Raw genomic sequence first — 13846 nt, forward strand, 5'->3', positions numbered from 1 at the left:
CTGAGAGATGGTAATGCGGCCCCCTGAAGAGTTCACAACCGGTGCGCTGATTTCTATCGACTACGTCTCGCCTCGCTCCCACAGACTCCAGACGGTAAGTGGTCGGATTACCGACATCGACCCAGAATGTATCACCATCCGTGAGCTGTGGCTGGGGGAACAAACGCACCCCCACCGACTCGTCCAACTCGACACGGTCGACCGCGACCTGGTCTCGGTGACGACGAACCGGACCACGCTACTCGGCCGCGCACACCGCGTCGCCCTCCAGGCGCTCGCAGACCAGACCGACGACGAGGGGCTGTGCCAGTCGGTCGAGGCGCACTTCGCAGACGAGGTGCACCGGTACTTCGGCGGGTTCTACGAATCGTTCGCCGCGCCGCGCCACCCCACTGAGAGCATCTACTGAGACTGCGCTTAGGCGAGCCTTCGGGAAGTTCAGATAGAAGTGGTCGCACGTCGAATCCCCTCCCGTGACAGAGCACGTAGACGACACCCCGACCGTCACCTGTTCGCGCTGTGACCGGGAGTGGGACCTCTCCTACGAACTCGACCGACTCGGCGTCGGCAACCAGTCGTTCGAGCAGTTCGCGCTCGACCACATGCGCCACACCGGGCACTTCCCCGACGACGTGACGCCGTGGATAGCCGACTGCGAGCAGTGCCCCGACGGCGACCAGTTCCTTTCGGAGGGGCCGGCCCGACGCTGGGCCGAGACGCACGTCCGCCACACTCGCCACGCAGTCGTGCTTGAACACGGCGATGACGACGCGACGCGAATCGACTCAGTGGGCGACGAAGCGTACTGACCAACTGACGTCGGTGTTACTGCCCGTGTTATGGGGCTGTCTCGAGTAGTTTCAGGTACGTTCGGCGTCTCGACGCGCCGACGGCGACACGTGACCATGAGTTCCGAGATACCCGTCACCCACGACCTGCCCGAGAGCCCGATTCACACCACCGGTACCGACCACATGACCATCTGGGGGAGCAACGAGGCCGACACAGTTGCCTTCTACCGTGACCTGCTCGGCATGCCGCTGGTGCTCCGGCAGCCAAATCTCGACGACCCCTCCCAGACGCACCTGTTCTTCGACACGGGCGACGGCCGCATCGTCACGTTCTTCGTGAGCGACGACCGCAAGTCGAATCCTCACGGTCAGCGCGGGGCCGTCGGGTCGGTCCACCACCTCTGTTTCCGCATCGCGCCCGACCGCTTCGAGGAGATGGTCGAAGCCATCGAGGATGACGACCGGCGCTACAATATCTTCGACCGGGGCATCTTCTTCTCGCTCTACACCCACGACAACAACGGCCTGGTCATCGAACTCTCGACCGACAAGTACGACATTCCCGACGACCGTCGCGGTGAGGTGCTGGCGAAGGTCCAAGAACTGCGCGAAGCCGACGGCTCCGATTTCGCCGAAGACCGCCACATGAAAGCCGCACTGGAGGCGTTAGGAATGGACGCGACGGTCCACGACCTGCCCGCCGCGCCGACCGGGACTGGGGTCTGAGGAACGGCTAGCGGGTCGATCTCCAGAGGTGCCACGCGACGGCGACGTTGACAGCGATTGCTCCGAGACCGACGAACGCAATCTGGTCGAGGACCGGAAAGTCGAACTCTGGGCCGAGGCGGTGGAATGTGATTCCTGCTGCCGCAAACAAGGCAGTACCCTGCCACGGTCGCTCGCCGACACCGGTTCGGTACGCAGCCGAAACGAGAACGAGTCCGTACACGATGAACGGGAGCTGGAAGAGGGTGTAGATTATCGGGAACCCACCGCTCCAATAGGTATCGAGTTGGTAGTACTGACCCTCGTAGACGATGGCGTACTGCCCCTGCCCGGGGTGGCTGTAGTCGCTGTAGAAAAACTCGTCTGGCATATCCTCTCGCCCGAAGATGGTGAGGCGGTTGTCCGGTGACTCGATCGTTCGCCGAACCACGGATTGCGCCTGTGACGAGAGATTCTCGTACTGAAGAACCGGCATCTCTGCACGAAGTTCTGAGCCGTTGGTTTCGTCGACCGAAAATGACGCCTGCTCGCCCCAATCGCCCATCGTGACAGGTGCAGCGACGAGGGAAAACCCGACGAGGGCAGCGACGAACGCGAGCACAGCGCGGCGGTCCATATCTCAACAATCAGGGTATTTGATAAGTACTTTCTGTGGAATATTGCCAACACGGTGACGACGACCTTCCCGCGGGCGTGACCCGTCTCGACTCGCAGGTTACGTTTTCACTGCTCACGTTGTTCGCAGGAAAATGGACCCGACGGGACTCACGCGAGCGTCAGCGAGTGTGAGTAAGTCGGGTAGCGAACCATTCCGCAGGAATGGTGAGTGGACCGACAAGACCGAGCAAAACCGAAGGTTTTGCGACGGTCGTCGGGGAGTGAGACTTCGCGAAGCGAAGTCGAACGGACCCGACGGGATTTGAACGCCATGTCAAGAACCTGGAACTTCGTTCCAGAACCTCTCCTTGATTCGCACTCGCACCGCTCGTGCTCACCCGCGACATCTCGGTACTCACTCGCTTCCGCTCGCTGCGCTTCCGACTACCTCGGAACCAAGCATCACCGCCACGTGGACGGGCCGGCCGGCATCGGTTTGCAGGACAAGACCAATGAGAAACCTGCAACCAATCAGCCCATCCGAAGCTGTAGAACTGTACCTTACCGAACGCGCAGCAGAAGTCTCCAAACAGACACTCTACGCCCACACCTCCCGTCTCAACTTCTTCCTCCAATGGTGCGACGAGAACGAGATAGACAACCTCAACGACCTCACCGGCCGCCAGCTCTACGAATACCGCATCTGGCGACGCGGCGACGGGAATCTCGCCAAAGCCACGTTGAAAACACAGATGGCGACCCTCCGCGTGTTCATCCGCTGGTGTGAAACCCTCGACGCCGTCGAACCCGACCTCCACATCAAAGTGGTCTCCCCGACGCTCAGCAAAGACGAAGCCAGTCGCGATGTCATGCTGGAGACCGACCAGGCTGAGGAAATTATCGCGTACCTCGAACGCTACCACTACGCGTCCATCCACCACGTCGTGTTCGTGCTGCTCTGGCACACCATGATGCGCCGTGGAGCCGCTCGGGCACTCGACGTAGAAGACTACCACCCTGATGAGCAGTACCTCGAAGTGAAACACCGCCCAGAGACGGACACGCCACTGAAAAACAAAGAAGAAGGCGAGCGACTGGTCGCGCTCAGTCCCTTCGTGTGCAAGGTGCTCGACGACTGGATTCGCGACCAACGCCACCCCGTCCAAGACGAGTACGGACGTAATCCACTGTTGACGAGCGGACGAGGCCGCATCTCGGCGGGAACCATCCAGAAGTACGTCTACGCATACACCCGGCCGTGTGTGACGACGAACGAGTGCCCCCACGGGAAGGAAATTGAAAACTGCAAGGCAGCACGCGCCGAGGGATACGCCTCGATGTGCCCAAGTAGTGTCTCACCGCACGCCGTTCGCCGGGGCGGTATCACCGACTGGCTCAAGCGTGATGTCCCGACGCGAGTGGTGAGTGACCGAGCGAACGTCTCCCAGGACATCTTGGACAAGCATTACGACCGGCGGACGGAGCGTGAGAAGATGGAGCAGCGTCGTCAGTTCCTCGATAATGATTGAGTCGGATGCCGTCGCTGCTGGATGGAGAAGGTCGAACCACCCCCTCCGGAAGTGATACTTTTCTGGCACGCCAAAGAGAACGGGTGATGAGTGCCAGAAGCCCCGACCCACGACCCCATATCATCATTGAATACACCGGTGAGCAGCGCGATCCCGGCTGGGAGACCGACCACAACCCGCTCCACGTCCCCATCGAGAGCCCAGCCATGTACGACATAATCGTGAAGGTGTTCCACCGACTCCTCACCGAGCCGGAACCGCTCTCCCAGCTCTCGCTCACGGAGTTCCTGACCGATGCCCAGCGAGAGGAAATCGAGGCCCGGTTCAAGAAGAAAATCTTGGAGATGGGATTCGACCCCGACACCGGCGTTCGCAAAACTACCAGGTGGTTCACTGCACAACAGGCGTTGGCGTATATCGAGACACTGCTCACTGAAGGCGAAGAGTCCTACGAGTTCACGCTCAAACCAACTGGCGACCCCGACCAGACCCAATACGAAATTGGCATCGTGCAGCTCGGGTGGAGCGACGATGATAACGCGTTTGTGCCGCGCTCAGATGTGGAGAACAATGGTTCTGAGCTACCGGGCGACAATACCCTATGAGCGGCGGTGAAGGCGCAGTCAAACTCCTTGTCGGTATTCTCGTAAGTGCACTCATCGCTCTGACCGTTGTGGTCATTTTCGATGCGCTCCTTCAGACTGGTCTCAGCCCGAAGCCAGGCGACCCGCTGTACCCCGCGTGGGTGAACCAGGTCAATGCGAACACCGTTGTGTTGCCGTTGACCGTCGTTGGTGTTGGTACGGTGGCCGCATTCCTCATCGCGCAACTGAGGGGAGGTTTCTGACCGAGTTGGCTCAATCTTGAAAATCCACTATTTGACCTTTCGGCGGACTATGAGTTTGTAGTCAAGCAATCACAATCAAAAATACAACAAGACCGATAACCGTGGCAAATGCGATGATGGGTATTGCGTAGTGTCTGAGCAAGGCAAGGGCGGCTCGAATCGTGTAGAAGATTGAATATGGGATTCTGAGCAGTGCAGAGAGAATCGATGAGCCAAAGCCAGAATTTAACTTGTCACTCTCAACTGAGAGCTTGGGCACGTCACCTGCAAGCGTCCCATCGGGATTGGTATCTGGGCCGGCGTCTCCGCCACTGAGCTTTCCAAATTCGGTACGTTGGCCTGATTGACCTCTTGGCTGTGGTGAATCGGAGCGCTCAAACTCTCGTGAGGATGTTGGCTCGTGTTCCTGTCTTCTGGTTTTGTGCTTCTGTGTAGGTTTGTATCGAGCACCGCGCGTTCCAGGTTTTTCGACAGCAGCAGAGAATGCGCTTTCAAATCGCCTGCTATCAGCACTCGTCGAGGTGACACCGAGACACTGATGGTTTTCTGGAAGGCGGTGTTTGCTGCAGAAGGTACCCTCACAGTACTTGCAGCGATAGGGCATGTCGTCGTCATCAGTGCAGTACTCGCATATGCTCATTCTATCTGAATACTCGTGTTGAGAGCTCTCGGTCGAAGCGTTACTCACCAGACATTAATATCAGACAGAACATAATTCATGCGGTGGTGAATATTTGGTCGAAGACTGGGCCCCAGGTATAGAAATTCGGCTCTGTTGAAATCCACAGAAGTTGACAGAACTTGCGTGCTGAATACAGAGGTTACATTCATCATATCAGATGAATAAGGGATATTATGAGAGCAGCCGAGAGGTGGGCACGGAGGGACGCCGATACGCCGCCAGTATCGAAGACTCCTGACTGTGTAATCCGATGACTCGCCTCCCGCTACTGTTCGCTGTCTTCGCCCTCATCGGACTTACCGCTATTTCCGGCTGCACGTACCCGTCGGCGAGCGAGAATAGCGTTGAGTTCAGCGGCGACATTGAGCGCATTGACGGGCAGTTCCGCATGGCGGGTACCGTGTTCGTCGATGGAACGAATAGGCGGGATGTAACCGACGTGGCCGTGGTGCTGTATGACGAGAACCAGACGGTCATCGACCGCATGCCCGTAGGGTCGATTTCGAGTCACTCCGAAGGACCGTATCCGACCAGACAACCGGTCAACATCACGACCGACCGCTTGCCAACTTACGTCATCATCGAATCGCCCGACATCTGGACACCCAACATCTGGGGGAACAGTGTTCCATCAAGGGCATCCCGCTGGACTCGGTACGGATACTACCAAGATTACTGGGTCGCGAGTGAGGACGAACGATTCCCATCGGCATGAGCCACATAATTCGAACCATACCTACGCTCTGCAAGATATGCGCGCTGAGTTCAGCACGACCGCAGAAACCTATCACTGATTGAGGGGTTCAACAGGACCACTTATTTCGAACCTCGGACTCCCTTCGCGGCTCCCGGTAAGTATTACAAGGACTACCGAGAGTGGCGTCTGAACACCGGACGCTGCTCAAGTCACATCACGCGACTCGTTCGACTGGACTGGCACATCGGTCGCCTCGGTGCCGGATGTGCTCGTGATTGCGTCAAGCGCGGCGAGTTCCTCCTCAGAAAGCCCCGACCCAAGACCCTCCCCAGCAGAGTGTTCGATGGAGTGCTTTTCCGGTTCGGTTTCGATTGCGCCGACCTCACCGAGCCACTCAGCCCACCAGCGAGCGACCTGTGCTGCGCGGTAGTGTTCGCCGTCTTCGATGAGATTCAGCATGGCCCCTTGCAGCACGCTGTCCATCACGAACTGGTGGCTCTCACCAAGATGCTCGTTTACGTAGGCTGCGAGCCTGTCCAGGTCTTTGCTGATTTGCTGCTGGGAGACGCCGTAGCGCTTGGCCAGTTCGGTCTGATTGAGCGCACGGGGGTGGCCAGCTTCGCGGATGCGTTGTAGGAGGTCGGCCCGCCGTTCGACGTACGTGTACGCAGTCGGTGCTTTTTGCTCAGGAACAGCGACCGAATCGTAGGCGATGTCACTACTCATTACTACTCGAATGTGGCTCGGTTGGAGTGAACCAGAAATGGGATGTGACTGGTTGCGGATCGATGTGGTTGGAATGCGCGGGACATCTGTACGTGTACCTTTGCTCGACTGCGTGAGTCACCAGCGCCGGACCAACAACATAGGGCTCAGCGTGACGTGAGTCGGCGCAAAGCCATCCAAGAAAAGGGGATTCGGTGGTCAGCAAGCTGCTGCCGAGCTGCCTGCGATTCCGCCGCCGTTCAAAACCTCGTTTCGGGGGCGACTTGCGAGCCCAACGAATAGCGTGATGCAGGGTCAGCATCTGGGTGAGTGTCGTCGAGCACTGGGAGTTCCACTTGACCGTGGTCGTTGACCCGGTGGAGGCCATTGGCCAAATAGACGTAGCCCCGACCCTCGACACGACGGTTGAGGACTCCGAGCTCAGCAAGGCGTGCGAGGTGTGTCCGTACCTGCCGGTCGGAGATGGTCACGGCAGAGTGAGAGCTTACGTCAGCGCGTGTCCAGTCGCCGGGGTGCGTCTTTGCAAGGTCACGACAAGCATCGAGCACCGCACGCTCGCCGTCGCTCCGCGTGCGAACGATATGCCCTTCGGCACAAATTGGGAACCAATCTGGGAGCGCTCCAGTGTGGACATAGACGGTTGCGCCATCACCGTCACGACCGAAGCGGAGCACCGCCTGTACGGTTTGGTGTTCGCGCATATGGCGGAGGACGCGGTCGCCATAGTCACCGTAGGAGAGCCCCATCCCCCGAGCGTCTGGGTCACTCCGGTCGGGAGTGACAACCGACTCACCGGCGAGGGCGGTCCAGAATTTGACGTAGGCGTCGCCATAATGGCGCGACCCATAGACGACACCGAGACGAGCCTGCTTGTGTCGGTTCGAGCCGAGCAAATCACCGTACCACCGACCACCGCCGTCAGGGTCAGACCCACGCAGATAGTCGGGAAGGAGATCGTCAGGAAATAGCTCTTCATCAGCGTTCTGGAGCGCTTTACAGGCGTTCCGCGAGGTAATCACGCGTGGTGTTTGGTCATGAGTGGCTCTGATTTCATCAAACAGAGCTGCGGCGTCCTTTGGTGAAACGTGCTCACTGGAGGAGACAGGATGCGCGTTCTTGGTGGTCTGGATGACCCGCAGACCAAGCGTGTCGCGGACATACTCAGCACATTCGTCGTCGATGAGCACTTGACGGGTCGTCAAGTCAGTATCGAGCACATCCTCCCACATCCCGTGTGTGGGAGTCCCATCAAGAGCGAGTAGGGCAGTTGCGTAGTCGAACACCGGTGGACGGTGAATGTGAACGGCGCGGTGACCAGAGTTGGTCGCCCCGACGACGGCGTATCCCTCGTCGTTCGGAAGCGTGACCCGCCACCAGCCATCACCACACGCCTGACATTCGATGTCGAGGTCAGAGAGGGCGTCAGCATCAGCGCCTGTAGCGAGTCGAACGAAGGTGGCGTGTGCGGCGAGCGCATGCCCAGACTTCGATGACGCGGCGTGGGCAGGGTCATCACGAAGGCCGTTGGTGGCGAACCACGTGAGGGCGTCAGCCACCTCAGCGGCCCGGTTAGGGTCAGTGAGTGCGGCGTCAAGGTCGGCGATGTCGGCGAACGGCAGTGCAGGCTGCTCTCGAAGATAGGCGTTCACGACCGGATCGTCAGGTGGCCCGGCTACTGCTGGGTCGTCGCTAAACGAGGTCGTGAAAGCCTGTTCGGGGAACTCATCAATAGCTACCGCCCGGCCAGCTACGACAGTCGGGACGTACGCATGACCGTAGTGACCGAGAAGCACGCCATACGCATCGGAGTCGAATTCCCACTCCACCGAGTACGGGCACGCACCGTCTTCGTTGCACGGCAAGGGACGACCAAACCATTGCTCTGCGTGCGTATGGAGGGCAACGGGCGGGACACCGCGGGCGTGTAGGTCGCGGACACGTTCACGCCAGTTCTCGCCGTGCTCGCCTGTGAACGTCGGGCAGTCACGGTGGGCGCTGGGCAGGGTGAAGTGCGTAAGGTGATGCTGGTCGGCCCATTCGCGTGCTTCTCGGTACTGTTCACGGTTCCCGCGTGGGAGAAGCAACGTGAGTGGTGTATTTGTTTCAGCCGCCGCTGCGATACTCCCAGAAGTCTTACCCGCACCAGGAAGAGCATGGAATAGGGCCTGTGAACCTCCGCGAAGAACGTCAGCCAAGGCCTTGCTCGTTCTGTCACGGACTGCGTTGAGCGATAGTGAATCGTCCTCAGCATGGCGGTCATCGGGACGAATACCACCCCACTTACCCTCGCCGGAGTCGGCGGGGAGGACGGCCCGAGGAACTGTCTCAGTATCCGTTGTAGGCAGGTCGTATCCAGCCGCTCTCGCAGCGCTGAAAATTTCCCGCCACGTTTCAGTTTCGAGACTATCTGTCGTCCACTCGCCACACGAAATAATTCCCTGCTCCACCCCGATGAGATGGTAGGCGTTGCCAGCACAGTCGTGCCCTTCGCGCCAACACTGCCAGGTCTCACCGCCTGGGTACACATGGAAATTCGACCCGGTCGAAGAGCCGTGGAACGGATGAGGTCGTCGCTTGCCCTCGGGGTACTCCTCGCGTGAAAGGACATCGTACACCGAGAGCGAGACCGTATCTTCACCGCTGCTGCTATTCGAAGTGTCCCCGACCCGGAAGTGTCCCGTACTATTCTCTATACGTGTGACTTCCGGGTCACCCTCCGCATCCTGTGGCTGAGTTCCTTGGTTGAACTGAGCAGAGACTTCAGCGTAGGAGGGGTGTTCACGAGCAGGCTTCGCACTGCATAGGACGGCACCGAGAGACCCGTTCATCCAGTGGAGATAGTCGTCAAGGTCTACTTTGTCGAGGCCGAGGCGTGGAAGATGTCCGAGACGCACGTCAAGTCCCCAGTCAGCGACGGAATCAAGCGCAGCAGCCGTGCGAAGTGACCCTTCCTCTCCGGCCCCAAGTTGTGGGATGTGGAGTGCTTTGAGGCCACGTTCTTCGGCGTTCTTACCAAGCGTGCTCTCGGGCCGTTCGGCGTCCTGAACGATGTACACTCGCGGCACATCCCATCTTCGAAGGATGTCGAGCAGCGGTTCGTGGTGGTCGTCCTTGAACTGTTTCGTCACCGGTGAGATGCACGGATAGCCGTACTGGTGCGCGGTGATGGCATCGGCAATCCCCTCGGTGATAATGACCGGGGTGTCTACTTGGAGTGAGCCGAGACCGAAGATTGGCTCCGTGACGTGGGAGTAGTCCTTTCGCGAGATACATTTCGTGTATTTCTGGTCAGCCTTCGGGTCAGCTGGGTGGTCTGCCGACCGGCTGATAGCGTACACGGGTCTGTTCTCTGCGTCAAAATACGGGAACACGTAGCGCCCACGGAAGTGCGGCGTGAGTTCTTCGTAGAAGAGCCCCGTCGCGAGAATGGCAGCTCGCGGGTGCCCCTGCTCAAAGAGATGGTCTCGGAGGGCGGCTTCGTCAATCGGTGCCCAGCCGAGGCGCTTTTCGGTGATTGTTTCGCGGTTCCATCCCCGTTCCTGCGTGAAATATGCCTCTGCTTCCTCGCCGATGGTACCATCATTCTCAACGACCGGGCGGTTGAGTTGGTCGTGGAAGTAGTCCATCGCATCTGAGAACGCCGCCCTCACTGCATCGTCCGAGATGTCACCGTTCATCGCGACCCGCCTCCGGGAAGAAGGGGCAGTCTGGCCACGCGGCCAGTTGGTCGGGGTGCGCGGTCTCTACCGCCTGCGCTCCAAAAGTCTCCTTGACCGCTTCCAGATACGTTACAACGGTCGCTTCGGTCACACCCACGCGTTTGGCGATACCACTGCGGGAATACCCCAATCGGCGGTATGCGAGTGCAAGCGGGATAGAGCGGCGGTCATCGTCACCCCACGGTGTTTTACGTCGAAGGTACTGAGCACGACGTTCGGCGACTCGATCATCACCAGCTTCTCGCCACCACGCCGAATCGGTGGGATTCACTGGCCCTCACCTCGGGTCTCGGCGCAATCGACACAACATCCCGTGCTGACATCACGCACGAGACCGGTACCGGACAGAGATCGTCCACCGGGGACCACCTCGTGCACAGGTTGGTTTCGATGGCTTACGCGAACCACGCCCGAGACAGTCGGTGGACTGGAGAGCCTCGGAAAGAGGTTGCCGTCGTGAGTGCAATGAACAGCCGTCCAGATAGTGGACGAAGGTCCGACGGTCATCGCTCCTCCTCCACGCCACAGGCGTAGTAGACTTCGCGCCAACTCGCATGGTTATCGAGCGTTCGCAGCCCGACATGGCGACGGTCGCTCGGCTCAACACGAGCTGGTGCCCGGTCGAACCAGTCCTTCGGCGGGACTCTGGAGGTCATTTCGACCGCGCCTCCGTTCCCACGTCAAGGTACGGACTCTCGCCATCACACCGCGGGCAGTAGAGTCGGGGGATGCCACCCCGAGTTGTCCCTCGGGAGAGCGGGCCTGCAAATTCAGGGCAGTGCAGTCCGGTCATGCGCATCGCTCCTGGAGGGGCAGGTTTTGATTACCAACAGTAATCATAAGGCGTGACAGGCCGTTAGATGACATGACGGCCCTCGTCGTAGGTGGTCGTCGATAGCTTACTCGTACTTCCGCGATGGGCGGTGGGACGCCCATCTATTTTCGCTGGCCAATGCGACGAATGGACCGTGTAATTTTGCGTCATTCAGTTCGTACTTTGAACGAGTGAGCGAGCGACCCCCCCAGCAAAACAGGAAGATACGTCAATTAACGAATTCGGCCAAGTCAGGTGACGAGGGGGAAAATTAATATCGGAGAATGTGACAGTGATTCCGAGAGTTTACTGACCATTTGTTCGCTTCTCTTGGTCCGTCGCCACAGTTTGACTTCGCTCCCCCGCGCAAGATTGTCGAAACTGAGATGGTAGTGGGTGGCGTATGACTCTGTGCAAATCGATAACCGGAAAGCCCGCGAGACGCAGGCGTCATGCTGCGTGACGGACTCTCTTCTCAGTATTCTGAGAGTAGTGATAAGGGAGGCGGCGCTGTCGAGTGATTCCGCATCGCCACAAAATCGAACGGACCCGACGGGATTTGAACCCGCGACATCTTGGTCCGGAACCAAGCACTCTGTCCACTGAGCTACGGGCCCTCACAGGTGAATTCCTCGCAGGGGGGTAAAACCGTTGTGAGTCAGTCCTCACCGTCGGCGGCCCCTCGCGGTTGGTCGATGACCGACCGCTTCCAGGTGCCGCGGGTGAACCACGCGACGGCGGCGATTGCGCCGACGATGTTGCCGAGGGCCATCCCCCACCAGATGCCGGTCGGACCCATGCCCTCGACAAAGGCGAGGTAGTAGACCGTCGGCACGCGGCCAATCCAGAGGGCGACCATGGAGAAGACGAGCGCCGTCTTCGTGTTGCCCGCGCCGCGGTAGGCTCCGAGGACGACCTGGAGGACGCCGATGAAGGCGAATTCGACGGAGCGAATCCGGAGGTACTCGCTGCCGAGGCGGATGGTTTCTGCGGCTTCGGCCGTCCCGGTCGCCATGAACACGCCGACGATGGGTTCGGGGAACAGCGCGGCGATGACGGCGACGACGAGCATGACGCCCGCGCCGGTGACAGCGGCGAGTTTGACGGCGCGTTCTGCACGGGCGGTTTGGCGTGCGCCGAGGTTCTGGCCGACCATCGTGTTGGTCGCGCGGCCGAGGCCCATCGCCGGGAGGAACACGAGCGAGATGAGGCGGTTGCCGAGGCCGTAGGCGGCGACGACGGGTGGGGAGAACGTGACGACCATCGCGGTGAGGGTAATCATCGCGAGGGCGCTCGCGGACTGTTCGAGCGCGCTCGGCACGCCGATAGAGACGATTTTCTTGATGATGTCGAGGTCGGGTTTCAGGTCGGGGAGGCGGACGTCCGGGCCGGATGGCGTCCGGAAGAGGACGTAGAAGCCGAGGGCGGTTGCGACGGCTCTGGAGACGAGGGTCGCGAGTGCCGCGCCTTCGATTTCGAGGCGCGGGAACCCGAACCAGCCGAAGATGAAGATTGGGTCGAGCACGACGTTGAGCGCGACGCTGATGGCCATGATACGCATCGGGGTCCTGGTGTTGCCGTACCCGCGCATCAGCGCGGAGAAGACGAAAAAGCCGAACAGGAACGGCGTCCCGAGGAAAAACACCTGCATGTAGTCGGCTGCCAGTGGGACGACCACAGCAGCAGTCTCCGGGTCGCTCGGCAGCACGCCGAGCATGGGTTCGGTGGCGAGGAAGCCGAGGATACCGAGAACGATTGCGAGAACCGTGACGAACGAGAGCGTCTGTCCGGCGACCATGCCCGCGGAGCCTTCGCTTTTTGCGCCTGTGTACTGGGCGACGAGGGTGCTTCCGGCGACGGTGAACCCGCCGCCGACCGAGAGCAAGAGGAAGATAAGGGGAAACGCGAGGCTCATCGCGCCGACGGCGGCGGTCGAAAGCCGGCCGAGCCAGATGGTGTCGGCGATGTTGTAGGCGACCTGGAGGAGCTGGGTGATGACGATTGGCCACGCCAGCCGGAACATCGGTCCGGCCAGTCCCCCTTCGGTTATCGAACTCTGCGTGTGGCCACTACTCACTATTGTTACCCACTTGAAGGAAAGATATCAGCGCTGTGGTTCCGGCGCGTTACGGCGTCTCGCCGGTTTCGAGCGTGAACGGCTTCTTCGGGTAGGCGACGCAGGTCAGCATGTAACCCTTGCCGAGTTCTTCCTCGCCGAGCATCTGCTGGTTGTCGTGAACGACGAAGTCCTCTGCGTTCTCGCCGGAGGCGACCTTGCCTGCACAGGAGATACACTGGCCCTGACGGCAGGCGTAGGGGAGGTCCCAGCCCTCGTCTTCGCCGGCGTCGAGGAGCGTCTCGTTGTTCGCAACTTCGATTGTCTTCCCCTCTTTCGCGTACTCGATTTCGAAGTACTCGATTTCGTCCTCGGGGATGTCAGCCGGGCTCGAAGAGCCAGCGGCCTCGCCGCCTTCTTCGAGTTCGCCGCCAGCCTCGCCCCCGGCGACTGCGCCGACGGCGCCGCCACCAATCGAGCGGTTCATCGGTTCGGGGAAGTCCGTTTCGACGACGGACGCGGCGCGCCGCTCGAGGACCTGTTCGGTGATGTCCTCTGGAAGCGGCTTTGCCGTCCCCGTCGAGTAGTGCAGGGCCACCGCGATGAGCGTTAACAGCAGCCCGAGCGCGACACCCAGTACTTCAACCATGGTCGGCGGTACG

The 13846-nt window shown here is 60.0% G+C and carries 14 protein-coding genes and 1 tRNA gene; 7 read left to right on the plus strand and 8 right to left on the minus strand.

The annotated features are described in order from the left end of the window. Positions 1-13: 13 nt before the first annotated feature. The 3 genes from P1M51_RS13350 (at position 14) to P1M51_RS13360 (ending at position 1517) form a co-directional block, all read left to right on the plus strand. Positions 14-409 carry a hypothetical protein gene (locus tag P1M51_RS13350; RefSeq protein ID WP_276245668.1) on the plus strand — a complete coding sequence of 132 codons (396 nt, stop codon included), beginning with the start codon at positions 14-16 and terminating at the stop codon, positions 407-409. A gap of 64 nt (positions 410-473) precedes the next feature. Then, positions 474-809, plus strand: a complete 336-nt coding sequence (locus P1M51_RS13355; protein WP_276245669.1) for a hypothetical protein — start codon at positions 474-476, stop codon at positions 807-809. A 96-nt stretch (positions 810-905) separates the two neighbouring features. Next, positions 906-1517 carry a VOC family protein gene (locus tag P1M51_RS13360; RefSeq protein ID WP_276245670.1) on the plus strand — a complete coding sequence of 204 codons (612 nt, stop codon included), beginning with the start codon at positions 906-908 and terminating at the stop codon, positions 1515-1517. 7 nt (positions 1518-1524) lie between these two features. On the opposite strand, the gene P1M51_RS13365 is transcribed toward P1M51_RS13360, so the two are convergent. Beyond that, positions 1525-2133, minus strand: coding sequence for a hypothetical protein (locus P1M51_RS13365; protein ID WP_276245671.1), 609 nt, complete (start codon positions 2131-2133; stop codon positions 1525-1527). 493 nt (positions 2134-2626) lie between these two features. On the opposite strand from P1M51_RS13365, the gene P1M51_RS13370 reads away from it, so the two are divergent. The 3 genes from P1M51_RS13370 to P1M51_RS13380 all read left to right on the plus strand — a co-directional run bounded on the left by P1M51_RS13370 (position 2627) and on the right by P1M51_RS13380 (position 4490). Beyond that, the gene (locus P1M51_RS13370) at positions 2627-3643 is read left to right on the plus strand and encodes a site-specific integrase (protein ID WP_276274590.1); all 1017 of its coding nucleotides are present in this window, start codon (positions 2627-2629) and stop codon (positions 3641-3643) included. Between the two features lie 86 nt (positions 3644-3729). Continuing rightward, positions 3730-4248, plus strand: a complete 519-nt coding sequence (locus P1M51_RS13375; protein ID WP_276274591.1) for a hypothetical protein — start codon at positions 3730-3732, stop codon at positions 4246-4248. Continuing rightward, the gene (locus P1M51_RS13380) at positions 4245-4490 is read left to right on the plus strand and encodes a hypothetical protein (RefSeq protein ID WP_276274592.1); all 246 of its coding nucleotides are present in this window, start codon (positions 4245-4247) and stop codon (positions 4488-4490) included. The genes P1M51_RS13375 and P1M51_RS13380 overlap by 4 nt, the downstream gene beginning before the upstream one ends. 61 nt (positions 4491-4551) lie before the next feature. Here P1M51_RS13380 and P1M51_RS13385 read toward each other — a convergent pair whose 3' ends face one another. Then, positions 4552-5130, minus strand: coding sequence for an AN1-type zinc finger protein (locus tag P1M51_RS13385; RefSeq protein ID WP_276274593.1), 579 nt, complete (start codon positions 5128-5130; stop codon positions 4552-4554). Positions 5131-5422: 292 nt separating this feature from the next. Between P1M51_RS13385 and P1M51_RS13390 the strand changes: the two genes are divergently transcribed. Further along, complete coding sequence (locus tag P1M51_RS13390; protein ID WP_276274594.1) at positions 5423-5887, plus strand: hypothetical protein; 465 nt, start codon at positions 5423-5425, stop codon at positions 5885-5887. A gap of 186 nt (positions 5888-6073) precedes the next feature. Here P1M51_RS13390 and P1M51_RS13395 read toward each other — a convergent pair whose 3' ends face one another. The 6 genes from P1M51_RS13395 to P1M51_RS13420 all read right to left on the minus strand — a co-directional run bounded on the left by P1M51_RS13395 (position 6074) and on the right by P1M51_RS13420 (position 13833). Continuing rightward, positions 6074-6595: a hypothetical protein gene (locus P1M51_RS13395; RefSeq protein WP_276274595.1), complete on the minus strand. Its 522-nt coding sequence runs from the start codon at positions 6593-6595 to the stop codon at positions 6074-6076. A gap of 239 nt (positions 6596-6834) precedes the next feature. After that, positions 6835-10272: a hypothetical protein gene (locus P1M51_RS13400; RefSeq protein WP_276274596.1), complete on the minus strand. Its 3438-nt coding sequence runs from the start codon at positions 10270-10272 to the stop codon at positions 6835-6837. Positions 10273-10817: 545 nt separating this feature from the next. After that, positions 10818-10970, minus strand: coding sequence for a hypothetical protein (locus tag P1M51_RS13405; RefSeq protein WP_276274597.1), 153 nt, complete (start codon positions 10968-10970; stop codon positions 10818-10820). A gap of 702 nt (positions 10971-11672) precedes the next feature. After that, positions 11673-11745: transfer RNA gene (locus P1M51_RS13410), tRNA-Arg, on the minus strand. 41 nt (positions 11746-11786) lie between these two features. Continuing rightward, positions 11787-13151, minus strand: coding sequence for an MATE family efflux transporter (locus tag P1M51_RS13415; RefSeq protein ID WP_276248444.1), 1365 nt, complete (start codon positions 13149-13151; stop codon positions 11787-11789). 103 nt (positions 13152-13254) lie between these two features. Beyond that, on the minus strand, positions 13255-13833 hold the full coding sequence (locus tag P1M51_RS13420) for a 2Fe-2S iron-sulfur cluster-binding protein (protein ID WP_276245672.1): 579 nt from the start codon (positions 13831-13833) through the stop codon (positions 13255-13257). Positions 13834-13846: the final 13 nt, after the last annotated feature.

Origin of the sequence: Haladaptatus sp. QDMS2 (assembly GCF_029338295.1) — an archaeon.
Classification (GTDB): Archaea; Halobacteriota; Halobacteria; order Halobacteriales; family Halococcaceae; genus QDMS2.

Coding starts and splice junctions, on each gene's coding strand:
- P1M51_RS13415 (WP_276248444.1), bottom strand. CDS start 13,151: ATGTTCCGGCTGGCGTGGCCAATCGTCATCACCCAGCTCCTCCAGGTC.
- P1M51_RS13375 (WP_276274591.1), top strand. CDS start 3,730: ATGAGTGCCAGAAGCCCCGACCCACGACCCCATATCATCATTGAATAC.
- P1M51_RS13405 (WP_276274597.1), bottom strand. CDS start 10,970: ATGACCTCCAGAGTCCCGCCGAAGGACTGGTTCGACCGGGCACCAGCT.
- P1M51_RS13395 (WP_276274595.1), bottom strand. CDS start 6,595: ATGAGTAGTGACATCGCCTACGATTCGGTCGCTGTTCCTGAGCAAAAA.
- P1M51_RS13380 (WP_276274592.1), top strand. CDS start 4,245: ATGAGCGGCGGTGAAGGCGCAGTCAAACTCCTTGTCGGTATTCTCGTA.
- P1M51_RS13365 (WP_276245671.1), bottom strand. CDS start 2,133: ATGGACCGCCGCGCTGTGCTCGCGTTCGTCGCTGCCCTCGTCGGGTTT.
- P1M51_RS13400 (WP_276274596.1), bottom strand. CDS start 10,272: ATGAACGGTGACATCTCGGACGATGCAGTGAGGGCGGCGTTCTCAGAT.
- P1M51_RS13360 (WP_276245670.1), top strand. CDS start 906: ATGAGTTCCGAGATACCCGTCACCCACGACCTGCCCGAGAGCCCGATT.
- P1M51_RS13385 (WP_276274593.1), bottom strand. CDS start 5,130: ATGAGCATATGCGAGTACTGCACTGATGACGACGACATGCCCTATCGC.
- P1M51_RS13350 (WP_276245668.1), top strand. CDS start 14: ATGCGGCCCCCTGAAGAGTTCACAACCGGTGCGCTGATTTCTATCGAC.
- P1M51_RS13390 (WP_276274594.1), top strand. CDS start 5,423: ATGACTCGCCTCCCGCTACTGTTCGCTGTCTTCGCCCTCATCGGACTT.
- P1M51_RS13370 (WP_276274590.1), top strand. CDS start 2,627: ATGAGAAACCTGCAACCAATCAGCCCATCCGAAGCTGTAGAACTGTAC.
- P1M51_RS13420 (WP_276245672.1), bottom strand. CDS start 13,833: ATGGTTGAAGTACTGGGTGTCGCGCTCGGGCTGCTGTTAACGCTCATC.